This is a genomic window from Flavobacteriaceae bacterium, from assembly GCA_003443635.1.
GTDB lineage: Bacteria > Bacteroidota > Bacteroidia > Flavobacteriales > Flavobacteriaceae > AU392.
Genome location: CP031964.1, coordinates 1,782,439 through 1,797,414, shown reverse-complemented (window position 1 = coordinate 1,797,414; position 14,976 = coordinate 1,782,439). Strand labels below are relative to the sequence as shown.

The following is a 14,976-nucleotide window of genomic DNA, read 5'->3' as shown; positions in this document are numbered from 1 at the left end:
TTTTATAATTTTAAGATATTAATTTAGCAATTATATGCTTTACAGGTAAAATGGCTTTGGTATGTTCTATACTTGGCCCAGCTACCCATACTGTTTTATAAGTTGCTTTTTTTGCAGCTTTTTCTGTAGCCTTCATTCCTATAGAGAATCGAATCATTTTCACCCATTTTTTGAGTTTCCTATTTTTATTTAAAATAGATTCGAGCCATGTTTGTTTAGTGCCAATTTTCTGTACATAAGGCGTATTAATCACAGTGCAAGGGGTTCCTGAGATACGTTCTGTCATTACAATATCTTTAGCGCCATAATCTACACAAGCTTGCTTATATTCTTGTGTTACAGTTGCCTCAATCGAAGCAATAAACGGACTTCCTACAGATACTCCTGCTGCCCCATAACTAAGCATATTATCAATATCTGTTTTACAACCTACACCGCCAGCAGAAATTACAGGAATATTACAATTAGCAACAAGTTCTTTTATTAACACCTCTGGAGTTAAATCGCCTCGATGCCCTCCTGCTTCGTTATTCACAGCAATAACAGCATCAGCTCCTAACTCTTCTACCTTTTTAGCAAATCGTAAATCTACAACGTCACAAAATACTTTTATACCTGTTTTATGCGCTTGATTAATAGTTTCTTCAGGACTCCCTAAAGAGGTGATGATAAAATCCACTCCTTCATCACAAAGAACTTTTAATTGCCCTTTATACTTTAAGTTTGATTTGTTCACTATTAAGTTAAACCCAAATGCTCCTTCTTCTATTTTTGCATTTTTTAATTCTCGAATGGCTTCTCGTAATTCATCTAAAGTTCTATAATTTAAAGCTGGGATGCATCCAGCAATACCACATTTCATAGCTTCAATAACCATTATAGTATTAGATACTAAAAACATTGGTGCTTGAATAATAGGGTGTTTAACCTTAAGGAGTTTTGTGAGTTGTGTTTGCATAGAATGAAATCTGATACAAATATAACAGAAAAACTATTATGCATGCATAGCAAAAGATTAATCTTTAAAACGATGATAGTTATATTTTAAATATTGAGATGATTTCTAATTAGAATTTAATTTGTTAAAAGTTGTGCCTTTTCAAGGTGTTCTTCAAAAGATTTTAACCTAGAGTTTTTAGTACTTTTCGCCAATTTAACAGCCTTAATAAAACTTTCTATAGCTTTTTTATATGCTTTGCATTCTAAATAACTTTCTCCTAAGCTATCCCATAAATTCGGTGAATTAGGAAACTTCCCTGTTGCTTCTTTAAAAATTTCTGCGGCTTTTTGACAATTAAATTTTAATACTCTATATCCTAATTGATTCATATCGTTTCTTGATGGGTTATATGATTCCATATAAATTTTTCGGATGCTATCACCTTTTATATTATTTCCATTTTTATAATACAACGTCATAATTTGCTGTAATGATCCATCTGAAGGTTTAATCTCATAACCACATAAATCAGATAATTTATTAAAATATGCATTTAAGGCTTTAATACCTCCTTCTCTTTCGAATTCTAATAAAGACCCTCTATCAGGATACCCCTCTAGGCGGTATTTATCCTCAAGTTGATTTGCTGTTAGGTATAATTTATGGATTATTTTTTGAGCTTTTATTCTATTCACATTACTTGTAAATATTATAGTTGTACCATCATCAAACAAGCTAACCACAGAAGCATGCCCAAAAGTTGATCCTGTATGTGAATATAACCTCGCACGTGTATTTCTTTCAATAATATCTTCCCAATTCCTAACCCAACCATAAGCAAAGCCTTGTTGAATTGGGTGCAACATTATTTTCGTAGCATTCTCTGATAGTAATGTATTGTTTTTAATGGCTTTACTCCAAATAAATAAATCATTTACGGTTGAATGCATTCCTCCTGCTGCATAAATATTGGATTGATCTCTATCTGGTGCTTCTTCAAAATGACCTCCATATTTAATGAATGGCATCTTATAGGTTTTATCTTCATTAAAAATATAACCTTTTGCTGTTTCGTTTTTTATAAATTCATTAGATGCAAACCCTGTATTTATAAGCCCAAGTGGTTTTGTTATTTTTTCTTCTAATAATTCTGAAAAAGATTTTCCAGATACTTCTTCTAAAATAGTACCTAATAACATATAACCGAAACTACTGTAATGTGCTGATTTTCCTGGTGCATCAATTAATTTTATCTTACTAATAAATATCGCTAACTCCTTTGGAGTATAAAATGTAGAGGTAAACGTTCTTGAGTTTACACCAATAGCAGCTAAACCTCCATAATGCGGTAATCCTGACGTATGTGATAACAATTGATGAATTGTTATGTTCTCAGCAAATGTTTTAGGTAGATAATCTAGGTGTGTAGACACAGAATCATCTAATTTTAAAATCCCCTCTTCAACCATTTGCATTACTAACATTGCTGTGAATTGTTTTGTTAAAGACCCTATCGAAAATTTAGTATCTATTTTATTAGGAATATTTTTAGCTCTATCTCTTAATCCATATGCTCCTGTAAATAGAATTTCGCCATTTTTGGCTACTAATACGGTTCCTGTAAACGGGCTTCCAAGTTCTTTCCTCCCATTTTCTGCATAATCTTCCATAATATGATCTATAGTGTTTTGACCATTCATACAGGCGTTAAAAAGTAGAAATAATATGATAAATAATAAATATTTTATAATAATAATAATTGTTTTCATTGTTTTTGTTTTTAGAGAATATATTATCTGTTCGCGAAGATTTTATACTTGCAAATCAGAGTTAAGTAACTGGTGGTTACAATTAAAATTTGTTATTTAATGTTAGGGTTTATATATCAAGATAGATTTAAGAATCGTCCATTTTAAGTGATCTCGAGTAACTTGAAGCAGTTTCTAGTTGCAGGAATAAAAGTATGAGTACAAAAGCACACAATCCAACTTGCATTAAAGGGTTTCTAAAGTCGATACTAAGAGTAAGGTCTTTGTAGTAAAACCAAACAAATAGAATTACCAATATTAGAGTAATTAAAATTCCCAGTAGACCATATTTTCTATTTCTGACTATTTGTTTTTTTACTTGTATCTGTGACTCTATTTTATGTAAAATAACATCTTCAAAGTCTACCTCATTATGAATTGAATCTATACTTTTAAAAATAGTTTTTATATTGTCTTCTTCCATAGGGTTCTTATAATAGTTCGTTTAAATTTGCGATATGATGTTCGTTCTTTATGACATCATAAAAATGTGTTCTAGCTCTGTATAATAAGACTTTTACATTTGCTTTAGAAAATTCTGTAATATTTACAATCTCATCCATTTTTAATTCATCTAAATAAAACAATTGTAACATTAATGCTTCTTTAGGCTTCATTTTGTTTAAAACACGTTTTATTAATTGTTTTAATTCATCATGATGTAAACGCATTAAAGCATCATTGTAATTTGAATTGTCATCAATCGTTATAGTTGATTGGCTGTTTTCTTTAATATATCTTTTTTCTCTTTCTAAATGCCTCAAACTCTTATTTACTACAATACGATACAACCAAGTTGAAAATTTAGATTCCTTCTTAAACGATGATAATGAATTATAGGCTTGGATAAAACTTTCTTGAGTTACATCTTTAGCCTTATCTTCAGATTTCACAATAGATATTGCTACTGCATAAGCTCCATTCTGATATGCTTTAATGAAATAGGAAAAAGATTGCACATCTCCACTTAATACTTTTTGTAAGTATTTATTATCCATTAAACTATTGTTTAATTTTTAGAGCGTCTATCTAATCTTTTTGTAACTAAATAGGATAGTAATAAACTAATGCCTCCAAAGAATAACATAAATGCTGGGTACGTAGCATATTCAGTATTTATATCTTGATTTCCTCGTTCCCAAATCCAAGCCGCAAACATACCCAATCCTAAACCTATCATAAGCATTCCGAACTTTATTTCTAAATAAGAACTCTTTTTATTTTTATTCTGATTCTCACTCAGTTGATTTCGTTCAATTTGAGCCATGCGTTCTAAATGATTGGCTCTGTGGAAAAAGTAAACTGTAAATGCTGAGGCAATAATCAAAAGGGCTAATATCTCCCCAAAACCGATAAATGATTCCATATTTTATAATTTGTTTCTAGTAAGATACATGAATTACAAAAAAGGTTACAATACTATTTATATATTAGATTAGTTTTAATCAATAGAAGATTTACAATGTTGCTTGTTTTATATTGCCTCACTACGCTCGTAATGACAATAAAAAAACGCAACCAAATTAATGATTGCGTTTTTAAATTTATTAAGGTTCTGAAAAAATTCAGAATAATAATTATTTTACTTCTTCAAAATCAACATCTTCTACATCACTACTCTCATCAGCAGATTGCTGTCCTTGACTTGCATCAGGCCCAGCTGCTCCACCTTGTTGCGCTTCAGCTTGTGCTTTATACATTTCTTCACTAGCCACTTTCCAAGCTTCATTAATCTTTTCTAAAGCTGGATCTATAATTGCAACATCTTTCGTTTCGTATGCTTTTTTCAATTCTTCTAAAGCAGCTTCAATTGGTTGTTTCTTATCATCAGATAATTTATCACCAAATTCTTTAAGTTGACTTTCTGTTTGAAAAATCATTGCATCAGCTGCGTTTAATTTTTCAGCAACTTCTTTTGCTTTAGCATCAGCTTCAGCATTAGCTTCAGCTTCTTGTTTCATTTTTTGAATTTCCTCATCGGTTAATCCTGAAGATGCTTCAATACGAATATCTTGTGTTTTATTTGTTGCTTTATCTGTAGCAGATACTTTAATAATTCCGTTAGCATCAATATCAAATGTTACTTCAATTTGTGGTGTTCCTCTTTGTGCTGGTGGAATACCATCTAAATGGAAGCGACCAATCGTTTTATTATCTGGTGCCATTGGACGTTCACCTTGTAATACGTGAATCTCTACAGATGGTTGATTATCTGCTGCTGTTGAAAACACTTGAGATTTTTTAGTAGGAATCGTAGTATTAGCTTCAATTAATTTTGTCATTACATTACCCATAGTTTCAATACCAAGAGATAATGGTGTAACATCTAATAATAATACATCTTTAACATCACCTGTTAAAACACCACCTTGAATACCTGCTCCTAAAGACACCACCTCATCAGGGTTCACACCTTTACTTGGTGCTTTTCCAAAGAATTTCTCTACTGCTTCTTGTACAGCAGGTATACGTGTTGAACCACCAACTAAGATTACTTCATCAATATCACTTTTTGATAATCCAGCTGCTTTTAAAGCAGATTGACAAGGTTCTATTGTGCGTTTTACTAAATCATCAATTAATTGTTCAAATTTAGCTTTAGTTAATGTACGTACTAAGTGTTTTGGTCCACTAGCTGTTGCCGTAATATATGGTAAATTAATTTCTGTTTGCGCAGATGATGACAATTCTATTTTTGCTTTTTCTGCAGCTTCTTTTAAACGTTGTAAAGACATTGGATCTTCACGTAAATCCATTGACTCTTCTGCTTTAAATTCGTCTGCTAACCAATTAATAATTTTTTCATCTACATCATCTCCACCTAAGTGTGTATCTCCATCAGTAGATAATACTTCAAATACACCATCTCCTAATTCAAGAATAGATACGTCATGTGTTCCTCCACCAAAGTCAAAAACTACTATTTTTTGATCTGTTCCTTTTTTGTCCATTCCATAAGCTAAAGCTGCGGCTGTAGGCTCATTAATAATACGGCGTACTTTTAAACCTGCAATCTCACCTGCTTCTTTTGTAGCTTGGCGTTGTGCATCATTAAAGTATGCTGGTACTGTAATTACAGCTTCTGATACATCTTGACCTAAATAATCTTCAGCAGTTTTTTTCATTTTTTGAAGTATCATCGCTGATAATTCTTGAGGTGTATATAAACGACCATCAATATCTACTCTAGGCGTGTCATTATCACCTTTTACTACTTTATATGGTACTCGTTCTGCTTCATTTTTAGATTCAGAATATTTATTCCCCATAAAACGTTTAATAGAATAAACTGTTTTTGTAGGGTTAGTTACTGCTTGACGTTTTGCAGGATCTCCTACTTTAATCTCTCCTCCTTCTACAAAAGCAATTACAGATGGCGTTGTACGTTTACCTTCTGCATTTGGGATTACAACTGGCTCATTACCTTCCATTACAGATACGCAAGAGTTTGTTGTTCCTAAATCGATTCCAATAATTTTACTCATAACTTTTATTTATACGTTTATTGTATTGAATTTTATTTTTTACAAAGACATATAGTCAATCTTTGTGCCATGCATATAAATTATCATATTTGACATAAATAAGGGTGTCATCTAGTTTTAATTATGACAGGATGTCAGAAAATTATTTTATATATAGATAATTTTAATTGCGTCTGAAGTTATACTCTAAACTTATATATTTGTCTCGATTAAATTGAATTGTTTTTTTATGGAATGTATTTCTGTTTTTGATATGTTAAAGATTGGTATCGGGCCATCTAGCTCGCATACACTAGGACCTTGGCGTGCTGCAGAGCAATGGATTACAGAGTTAAAGACACAAAATCTATTTGATACGATATCTTCTATTAAAGTAGATCTTTATGGATCTCTGTCATTAACAGGAAAAGGTCATGCAACTGATTTGGCTGTTATGCTGGGATTAACAGGTGCAGATCCTGAAACTATCCCTGTAAATACTATAGATGAGATCATTAGTTTAATAAATTCTACTAAAATCTTAAAATTAAACAGTGAAATAAATGTTCCTTTTATTAAAACAGAACATATTATTTTTAATAAAACTTTTCTTCCGTTTCACTCTAATGGAATAACTTTCACTGCATATACAAAAAATGAAACACACGAATCTACATTCTATTCTATTGGAGGAGGTTTTGTAGTAAAAGAAGAGCGTAAAAACGCTAAGAAGAACAAAGAGCTTCTTCATAAATTTCCATTTCCAATTGAAAAAGCTACAGATCTATCAGAATATTGTAAAGTTGAAAAAAAATCGATTTCAGAAATTGTTTTAGAAAATGAAAAATCACTGAGGTCTTCAGAAACTATTGATTTTGAGCTTAATCGTATTTGGAAAACAATGCTTGAATGTATGTATATTGGATGCCATACAGAAGGTAAACTCCCTGGAGGATTAAATGTTCGTAGGCGTGCTTACGATATGCATCAAAATTTAATTGGAGAAATCCCTTATGAAACTCCTGAAGAGTGGTTACAATCCATAAGGAAAACAACTGTAAAATTCAGGCAAATATTAAAATGGGTAAGCTGTTTTGCATTAAGCGTTAACGAAGTTAATGCTTCTCTAGGGCGTGTAGTAACTGCCCCTACTAATGGGAGTGCTGGAGTAATCCCGTCTGTATTGATGTATTATATGGTGATCGAAAATCACGAAGCAGATTTTAAACACATCAAACAATTTTTATTAGTAGCTGGAGAGATTGGAAGTATATTTAAAAAAGGAGCAACTATATCTGCTGCTATGGGTGGATGTCAGGCAGAAATAGGAGTTTCTGCTGCAATGGCAGCTGGAGCATTATGTGAGTTATTAGGAGGTACTTCTGAACAAGTAATGATTGCTGCAGAAATAGCAATGGAACATCATTTAGGGCTCACTTGTGATCCTATTGGTGGTTTGGTTCAAATACCATGTATAGAGCGTAATTCTATGGGTGCTATAAAAGCAATTAATGCTGCAGAACTCGCTTTAGAAACTGATCCAGAAAATGTAAAAGTTCCATTAGATAAAGTAGTAGATACCATGTGGGAAACCGCTAAAGATATGAATCTAAAATACAAAGAAACTTCAGAAGGTGGTCTTGCAGTACGAGTAAATATGGTGGATTGTTAAAGTTTCTATTATTTACATCCTTCTCTTCGGCGTGTATCAATTAAGTAAATAATTTTCCACTGTCCATTGTCATTAAATAACTGAAACGAATTTACGCCACAATGTCTAAACTCTCCATTAAACCAAAATTCATAGGGTGTCCATGCATTAGCCATATTCCCATCTACTTGAATACTGTAACTTAACAAACGTTCGTCCCATTTTTGATCTGCTGGTCTGTTTGCAATTGCATTTACTAACTGAGAAGAATCTCCTGTTTGTAATATATTCTCCCCTTTTTGGTTTTTAAATGCCGTTTGTGTAGTAAAATCCCCTTTCATTACAGATTTCATTAAAAGTGTGTCTCCTTTATGAAAACCCTCAAAAAAGGTATCGATAGCAGCTTTAACTTCTTTTTCTTCCTTTGTATTTTGTGCTTGGAGCGTTGTAACAAAACAAAACGTTACAATTAATAATAATCGTGTCATCGTCAGTTATTTTTCATTAAATATAGGTTATTATTCAATTTCAATTAAAATCTTATAGAAAAGTTTAACACTATTTTTATCTCTGTTTATTTACTACTTTTGTTTCGTAATTAAAACACATTATGTCTACAGCAAAAAAAGAATATAAAAGAGTTACTACAAATTCTTTAACGCAGATGAAAGCTAATGGCGAAAAAATTTCCATGCTTACAGCTTATGATTATACAATGGCAAAAATTGTTGACGGAGCTGGTATTGACGTGATTTTAGTTGGAGATTCTGCAAGTAATGTTATGGCTGGCCATGAAACTACCTTACCAATTACTTTAGATCAAATGATATACCATGCCTCTTCTGTAATCCGTGCAATAGATCGTGCATTGGTTGTTGTAGATCTTCCATTTGGTACTTACCAAAGTGATCCTAAAGAAGCATTACGTTCTGCAATTCGTATTATGAAAGAAAGTGGTGGACATGCCGTAAAAGTAGAAGGTGGTAAAGAAGTAAAAGAATCTATAAAGCGTATTTTAAATGCTGGTGTTCCAGTTATGGGGCATTTAGGTTTAACGCCACAATCTATATATAAATTTGGAACCTATACTGTTAGGGCTAAAGAAGAAGAGGAAGCTAAACGTTTATTAGAAGATGCTAAAATGCTTGAAAAAGCAGGTTGTTTTGCTATTGTATTAGAAAAAATACCTGCAAAACTTGCTAAACAAGTAGCTAAAAGTGTAAGTATTCCAATTATAGGAATTGGAGCAGGAAATGGTGTTGATGGTCAAGTACTTGTAACTCATGATATGATAGGAATGACTCACGAATTTAATCCACGATTTTTACGTCGTTATATGAATCTTTATGAAGAAATGACTAATGCATTTACACAATATGGTAGTGATGTAAAAAATGGTAGTTTTCCTAGTGACGATGAACAGTATTAAGCTATCTAACTCCTTCAGTTTTGAGTAAAACACTCTCTAATGCATCTAATCTTCAAATTCTTTTCGAGGATAATCATATTATCATAATTAATAAACGTGCTGGAGATATTGTACAAGGCGATAAAACTGGAGACACTCCTTTAAGCGATGTTGTTAAAGCTTACATCAAAAACAAATATAACAAATCAGGGAATGCTTACTTAGGTGTTGTACATCGCTTAGATCGACCAACCACAGGTATTGTTGTGTTTGCAAAAACATCAAAAGCACTAACGCGATTAAATAAATTATTTGCTGAGAAAACAATTAATAAAACATATTGGGCTATTGTTAAAGAAAAGCCTAAAGTAGAATACGCCACTTTAACACATTGGTTAAAGAAAAATCCTAAAAACAACAAATCAACAGCTTATATTAAAGAAATTGCCAGTAGTAAAAAAGCTATTTTAGATTATAAAATCATTAAATCATTAGATCGTTATTATTTGCTAGAAGTTAATTTACATACTGGTAGACATCATCAAATACGTTCTCAGTTATCGAGTATTGGTTGTCCTATAAAAGGAGATTTAAAATACGGTTTTGATAGAAGTAATAAAGATGCAAGTATTCATTTACATTCTCGAAAATTAGAATTTATCCACCCTGTAACAAAAGAAAATACAATTATTATAGCTCCTACTCCTAAAGATATTATTTGGGAAGCTTGTCATCTTTAAAGTTTTTATATTTACGGTATGGATGCTTCAAATTTAATCGCTTCTCAGCAAGTTTTTTTTAAATCACATCAAACTAAAAATGTAGATTACAGAAAAACAGCTCTTAAAAAGTTGAAAGCTGAAATTCTCTTACGAGAGCAGGATATTTATAATGCAATACAGGATGATTTTAATAAGCCTGAATTTGAAACCTATATAAGTGAAATTGGAGTTGTATTGTCTGAAATAGATTTAGCAATTAAAAACATTAATCGTTGGGCCAAACCTAAACGTGTTAGAGCTTCATTACTCAATTTTCCTTCTCACGATTATATTTATAATGACCCTTATGGAACGGTACTAATTATATCTCCTTGGAATTATCCATTTCAATTGGCTATTGCGCCTTTAATTGTGGCTATTGCTGCAGGTAATACTGTCGTTTTAAAACCTAGCGAACACACTCCAAATACCTCTCGGTTAATTTTTAAGATAATAACCACAGTTTTTGAATCTAAGTATGTTAGTGTTATTTTAGGTGATGCTTCAGTTGCAGAAAAACTATTAGTACATAGATGGGATTATATCTTCTTTACAGGTAGTGTTTCTGTTGGGAAGTTTATTGCTAAAGCTGCTGCTGAGCATTTAACACCCGTTACTTTAGAATTAGGTGGAAAATCACCTTGTATAGTTGATGATACTATAAACTTAAAGCTTACAGCACGCCGAATTGTTTGGGGGAAATTATTAAACGCTGGTCAAACTTGTATTGCTCCTGATTATTTACTTGTAAAATCAAATATTAAAGAGCAGTTAACTATTGCCATTATTAACGAAATTAAAGCAGCTTACAGCTTAGATATAGAGCAATCTAAAGATTATTCAAGGATTGTTAATCATAATCACTTACAACGTTTAAAAAACTTATTAGAAGACGAAACACTATTGTATGGAGGAGAAACAAATATAGAAACTAATTACTTGGCTCCTACGCTTGTAGATAATCCTAGTTTGGAAAGTGCTATTATGAAGGAGGAAATCTTTGGGCCAATACTTCCAATAATAACATTTGATACCGAAACAGATATTGATAATGTTATTAGTCATTTTGAAAAACCATTATCTTTTTATGTATTTTCTAAAGACAAAATATTTATAAACACTATTCTTTCTCGATATAGCTTTGGTGGAGGTGTAATAAACGATACATTAGTTCACTTTGCAAATCATAAGCTTCCTTTTGGTGGTGTAGGTCACAGTGGTTATGGAGCTTATCATGGTAAAACTGGGTTCACTACTTTTTCGCATCAAAAAGCAATAGTAAAAAAAGGAACTTGGTTAGATATTTCTCTTAGGTATGCTCCTTATAAAGGGAAATTGAAATTATTAAAGCGACTCTTTAAATATTTGTCTTAACAGTCTAACTAAGTGGATAGTTAAGTTCTAATAAAACTCCATTATCAGGTTGCGATACAATATCACAAGTGGCATTAATTAAAGCTGCACGATTATTCATATTAATAAGTCCTGAGTTTTTCTTTACTGTATTCATATCAAAACCTTTCCCGTCATCTTTGGCTGTAATTAAAAGTGTTTCTTGTGTATAATTTAAGGTGATCGTTAAATTTTGAGCTTCAGAATATTTTACAGAATTAGATAAAAATTCTTGTAGTATCCTAAAAATAACAATCTCATCTTTTGGATTGCTAAAAGGTTTTTCTCCACCTTCAACAATAAATGATGCAGCAATTGATTTTAACTTGTTCAAGCGGTCTATTTCATTTTGTATAGACTGATGCAAGCCTTGGTTTAAAAGTGCATCGCTATTTAAAGTTTTCGAGAGTGCTCTTACTTCTTGTATACTTTCTTTAAGTAAATTATTTGCGTTATCTACTTTATCTTTAAGTTCATCTTTAACTTGTGACGCTAATAAATTCATTTGCATGCCAGTAAATGACAAAAGTTGTCCCACATTATCATGTAATTCCCAACCTATATTTTTAAGCGTTTGTTCCTGTACTTCTAATTGTGTTTTAGAAATCTCTTCTTCAAAAATTTGTTGTTGTTTTATTTTATCTAATAATAATTTATTCTTTCGTTTTTGAAACGTAATAAAAAATACAATAAAGAGTACAGTAAATAGTAAAATTGCAATAATAAAGTAAGCTATTAAAACTACTTGTTCTTTGCTAACTGCTTCTGTTTGCGTAATACATAATAAAATCCATAAGTGAACCATAAATATAATAATACGTTAAATGATAGTATTGTTAATATTCTAAAATCGTGATATAATCTATTTACTTGTGTAAAAAATTCTCCAAATATAAAAATAGGCATTACACATAAATACCAGACAAACCACCCTAATGCAGTATAAAAGTGAATGGAATTATAAAATTTTAAAACTTTTTCACTTTTAAATAATTCAAACATATATAAAACAGTACATGCAAGTATAACTATCTCTTCTACAAGATAGTTAATCGTTTCTAACACACTTGTATTTTCTACATAAAAAGTATAAAAAGTAGCAAAAATACAATAAAATACAATTAGGCTTTTTATGAATTTACGATAGTTAACTGTTCTTATTAAACTTATAAAATACCACCCTAAAACAATAACATCTATATAGGATTTTATATTAAATAACCATGCATTACTAGCAAAAGAACTATTCTTTATCCATTGAAACCATTCATAATCAAAATTATAATAATAAACAAACAAAGCATACAATGCAATAACTTCAACAATAAAAGTAAACCATAAATATTTCACAAAAAGCCGAACACTCTGGTCTCGGCTTTTTTTAAGGTAAATTGAACCCGCCATTGCAGCAATAAATTCTACGCTATATGTAATTATATAGTTATATATGTAAAGTGAGTCCAAAAAGTTGAATTTAGTTATCCTTCATATCCATCTTCAGGTGGAATCTTAGTTGTTCCTCTATTTAATGGCGGTATTGGTAAATCCATTTCTTCCTCTTCATCATCTCCAACATCTTTTCCTAAAGAACCTTTTACAGTTGCTGTAGGTACGATAAAAGATGTTGAGTAACAATTGTCATCACTATATGCGCCACAATATATGCGTAAGCCACTAACATCCTTATCTTGTTTTTTGGCATATTTAATATATGCTTCTAAATCTTCTATAGACCACCATGACGAACGGCTGTCTTTTGTGACCTTACCACCAGTGACATCGCTAATACATTGATTCATAGCTTCAGCTCGTGTTTTGGTCCATTCGTTGTTTAATTCAATTGCTTTTTCTCTTGAGATAACTCCAGAAGGGATTGAGGGATCATTGTTGTTGTTTTCCATAATTTTTTTGTATTAATTGTTAATCAGACCAAAATAGCGAAAACTCTTAAAACAAAAAGTATTTTTATACTAATTTTCTTTTAATACAAAACGAACTTTCTTACTTGTAAATTTCTGAGAAAGCTTACTTACTGCTATATCAGTAAGTTGTAATATTCTGGGGTATCCGCCAGCAGTTTGCCCATCTGCCATTAAAACAATTAGTTTTCCAGATGGTGTTAACTGTACAGTTCCTGGTTGAACTAATGACGTTATAATTGGTTGTAATTTATTTTCAACAATATCTTCCAATTGATATGCCATCCTGTTATTATCTTTAGAAATATTGAAGTTTTGAGAAAATAATTGTTTTTGTGCAGATTGAGGTAAGTGTTCAAATTCAGGCCCTTTATAAGTCAATAGCATTGGGTCACTAAAATGACTTTTATCAATTTTTATAGAAGCATTTGCTTTAAAAATAGTTTTGCTTAGACTTAAAACAGGCAAACGATCTTCTTTTTGTATCGTAAATTGAGAAGTGACATTTTTATACATACTTCTACTTTTCATCACGGTTTCCGTTTGAAAACCACCATACACAGCCAAGTAACATCTATATCCGTATTTAAGCTTATCAAAAGACAATACGTCTTCTTTATTTACAGAAATACTTCTATTAAGCGATACTCTATCTCCATTAATTCTCGGTGTTAAATCTGCTCCAGTAATACTAATTATAGTAGTTGTATTAAATTTTAATGTAGGCCCAGTCATAGTAATTTCTAAAACTGCATCATTTTCTCGGTTTCCAAGCAAAGCATTAGCAATTTTGGATGACTTCTTATCCATTACCCCAGAATAAGGTACACCATATTGATGATAATTCATCCTACCTAAATCTTGAATTGTAGTATAAAACCCTGGTTTAATAACTTCAATCATTAATTACTTCATTTTTTATATGATATACCCCTTCATCAACCAATATTTTAATATCATGATACATTTTTAATGATACAGGTTCAAATTTAATTTTATCACCTTGCTTTCCAAAGCAAGGCTCTTGTAGAGATACATCAAAAAAATTAACGGGCGAATTACCTATAATATTCCAGCCACCAGGGCTTACATTTGGGTATACTCCCGTTTGGTTCCCTCCTATCCCAACTGCTCCTTTTTTAATTTGTAACCTTGGAGATTTTCTCCTGGGAAAATGTAGTTTTTTATCTAAGCCTCCTAAATAGAAAAATCCAGGTAAAAATCCGATAAAGTAAATGGTATATACATCATTAGAATGCAGCTTAACGATATCTTCTTTAGTACAGGATTTTGCAATAGCTAATTCTTCTAAATCCAAAGCAAATTCATCTTCATAACATACCGGAATTGTCCATAGAGTTGTGGATATATTTTTTTTGGATTTTGAAGGGTTATATTGCGACTTAAGTTCCAATATCTTATCATAGACATTATCTATAGTTGTATCGCAAGATACTAATATTGAATTATATGCAGATTTTACTTCAACTATACATTTAATATTAGAATTAATTAAACTATCTCTAAAAGAAATCACATCATAAAGCACTTTTTCACTAATTACAGAAGGCCATTCTATTAAAATAGAACGAGCTCCAAAGCGTTTATATGTTAATTCGAAACCGTTCAAAAA

General features: G+C 31.3%; 16 protein-coding genes. 4 read left to right on the top strand and 12 right to left on the bottom strand.

The genetic code is table 11. The annotated features are described in order from the left end of the window. Positions 1-10 precede the first annotated feature (10 nt). From D1817_08190 to dnaK, 6 genes are all read right to left on the bottom strand, one after another. Positions 11-958, bottom strand: a complete 948-nt coding sequence (locus D1817_08190; protein AXT19861.1) for a nitronate monooxygenase — start codon at positions 956-958, stop codon at positions 11-13. A gap of 116 nt (positions 959-1,074) precedes the next feature. Further along, a complete protein-coding gene (locus tag D1817_08185) occupies positions 1,075-2,709 on the bottom strand; it encodes a hypothetical protein (GenBank protein AXT19860.1) in 1,635 nt (544 codons plus the stop codon). A gap of 127 nt (positions 2,710-2,836) precedes the next feature. Continuing rightward, positions 2,837-3,172 carry a hypothetical protein gene (locus D1817_08180; GenBank protein AXT19859.1) on the bottom strand — a complete coding sequence of 112 codons (336 nt, stop codon included), beginning with the start codon at positions 3,170-3,172 and terminating at the stop codon, positions 2,837-2,839. A 7-nt stretch (positions 3,173-3,179) separates the two neighbouring features. Then, positions 3,180-3,746 carry a sigma-70 family RNA polymerase sigma factor gene (locus D1817_08175; GenBank protein AXT19858.1) on the bottom strand — a complete coding sequence of 189 codons (567 nt, stop codon included), beginning with the start codon at positions 3,744-3,746 and terminating at the stop codon, positions 3,180-3,182. 11 nt (positions 3,747-3,757) lie between these two features. Beyond that, a complete protein-coding gene (locus D1817_08170) occupies positions 3,758-4,114 on the bottom strand; it encodes a hypothetical protein (GenBank protein ID AXT19857.1) in 357 nt (118 codons plus the stop codon). 211 nt (positions 4,115-4,325) lie between these two features. After that, on the bottom strand, positions 4,326-6,233 hold the full coding sequence (gene dnaK, locus D1817_08165; GenBank protein ID AXT19856.1) for a molecular chaperone DnaK: 1,908 nt from the start codon (positions 6,231-6,233) through the stop codon (positions 4,326-4,328). Positions 6,234-6,462: 229 nt separating this feature from the next. On the opposite strand from dnaK, the gene D1817_08160 reads away from it, so the two are divergent. Continuing rightward, positions 6,463-7,884, top strand: a complete 1,422-nt coding sequence (locus tag D1817_08160; GenBank protein AXT19855.1) for an L-serine ammonia-lyase — start codon at positions 6,463-6,465, stop codon at positions 7,882-7,884. 8 nt (positions 7,885-7,892) lie between these two features. Here D1817_08160 and D1817_08155 read toward each other — a convergent pair whose 3' ends face one another. Then, positions 7,893-8,351 (bottom strand): nuclear transport factor 2 family protein, encoded by a 459-nt coding sequence (locus D1817_08155; protein ID AXT19854.1) that lies wholly within the window; start codon positions 8,349-8,351, stop codon positions 7,893-7,895. A 122-nt stretch (positions 8,352-8,473) separates the two neighbouring features. On the opposite strand from D1817_08155, the gene panB reads away from it, so the two are divergent. The 3 genes from panB to D1817_08140 are packed head-to-tail and all read left to right on the top strand — an operon-like array spanning position 8,474 to position 11,406. Then, a complete protein-coding gene (panB, locus tag D1817_08150) occupies positions 8,474-9,292 on the top strand; it encodes a 3-methyl-2-oxobutanoate hydroxymethyltransferase (protein ID AXT19853.1) in 819 nt (272 codons plus the stop codon). A 20-nt stretch (positions 9,293-9,312) separates the two neighbouring features. Beyond that, a complete protein-coding gene (locus tag D1817_08145) occupies positions 9,313-10,011 on the top strand; it encodes an RluA family pseudouridine synthase (GenBank protein AXT19852.1) in 699 nt (232 codons plus the stop codon). 18 nt (positions 10,012-10,029) lie between these two features. After that, complete coding sequence (locus tag D1817_08140; GenBank protein ID AXT19851.1) at positions 10,030-11,406, top strand: aldehyde dehydrogenase; 1,377 nt, start codon at positions 10,030-10,032, stop codon at positions 11,404-11,406. Positions 11,407-11,410: 4 nt separating this feature from the next. Here the strand turns inward: D1817_08140 and D1817_08135 are convergent, their stop codons facing one another. The 5 genes from D1817_08135 to pxpB all read right to left on the bottom strand — a co-directional run bounded on the left by D1817_08135 (position 11,411) and on the right by pxpB (position 14,973). Continuing rightward, positions 11,411-12,229 (bottom strand): sensor histidine kinase, encoded by an 819-nt coding sequence (locus tag D1817_08135; GenBank protein AXT19850.1) that lies wholly within the window; start codon positions 12,227-12,229, stop codon positions 11,411-11,413. Further along, on the bottom strand, positions 12,166-12,828 hold the full coding sequence (locus tag D1817_08130; GenBank protein ID AXT19849.1) for a hypothetical protein: 663 nt from the start codon (positions 12,826-12,828) through the stop codon (positions 12,166-12,168). Before D1817_08130 ends, D1817_08135 begins: the two co-directional genes overlap by 64 nt. A gap of 74 nt (positions 12,829-12,902) precedes the next feature. Next, positions 12,903-13,325, bottom strand: coding sequence for a hypothetical protein (locus D1817_08125; protein AXT19848.1), 423 nt, complete (start codon positions 13,323-13,325; stop codon positions 12,903-12,905). A gap of 69 nt (positions 13,326-13,394) precedes the next feature. Beyond that, positions 13,395-14,246 (bottom strand): biotin-dependent carboxyltransferase, encoded by an 852-nt coding sequence (locus D1817_08120; protein ID AXT19847.1) that lies wholly within the window; start codon positions 14,244-14,246, stop codon positions 13,395-13,397. After that, positions 14,239-14,973 (bottom strand): 5-oxoprolinase subunit PxpB, encoded by a 735-nt coding sequence (gene pxpB, locus D1817_08115; protein AXT19846.1) that lies wholly within the window; start codon positions 14,971-14,973, stop codon positions 14,239-14,241. The genes D1817_08120 and pxpB overlap by 8 nt, the downstream gene beginning before the upstream one ends. Positions 14,974-14,976 lie beyond the last annotated feature (3 nt).

Bases quoted from the DNA above. Each gene is read 5' to 3' on its own strand.
- D1817_08130 (AXT19849.1), bottom strand. From the start codon at position 12,828: ATGGCGGGTTCAATTTACCTTAAAAAAAGCCGAGACCAGAGTGTTCGG.
- D1817_08185 (AXT19860.1), bottom strand. From the start codon at position 2,709: ATGAAAACAATTATTATTATTATAAAATATTTATTATTTATCATATTA.
- D1817_08170 (AXT19857.1), bottom strand. From the start codon at position 4,114: ATGGAATCATTTATCGGTTTTGGGGAGATATTAGCCCTTTTGATTATT.
- D1817_08180 (AXT19859.1), bottom strand. From the start codon at position 3,172: ATGGAAGAAGACAATATAAAAACTATTTTTAAAAGTATAGATTCAATT.
- D1817_08140 (AXT19851.1), top strand. From the start codon at position 10,030: ATGGATGCTTCAAATTTAATCGCTTCTCAGCAAGTTTTTTTTAAATCA.
- D1817_08135 (AXT19850.1), bottom strand. From the start codon at position 12,229: ATGGTTCACTTATGGATTTTATTATGTATTACGCAAACAGAAGCAGTT.
- D1817_08125 (AXT19848.1), bottom strand. From the start codon at position 13,325: ATGGAAAACAACAACAATGATCCCTCAATCCCTTCTGGAGTTATCTCA.
- D1817_08155 (AXT19854.1), bottom strand. From the start codon at position 8,351: ATGACACGATTATTATTAATTGTAACGTTTTGTTTTGTTACAACGCTC.
- D1817_08175 (AXT19858.1), bottom strand. From the start codon at position 3,746: ATGGATAATAAATACTTACAAAAAGTATTAAGTGGAGATGTGCAATCT.
- dnaK (AXT19856.1), bottom strand. From the start codon at position 6,233: ATGAGTAAAATTATTGGAATCGATTTAGGAACAACAAACTCTTGCGTA.
- D1817_08190 (AXT19861.1), bottom strand. From the start codon at position 958: ATGCAAACACAACTCACAAAACTCCTTAAGGTTAAACACCCTATTATT.
- D1817_08120 (AXT19847.1), bottom strand. From the start codon at position 14,246: ATGATTGAAGTTATTAAACCAGGGTTTTATACTACAATTCAAGATTTA.
- panB (AXT19853.1), top strand. From the start codon at position 8,474: ATGTCTACAGCAAAAAAAGAATATAAAAGAGTTACTACAAATTCTTTA.
- D1817_08160 (AXT19855.1), top strand. From the start codon at position 6,463: ATGGAATGTATTTCTGTTTTTGATATGTTAAAGATTGGTATCGGGCCA.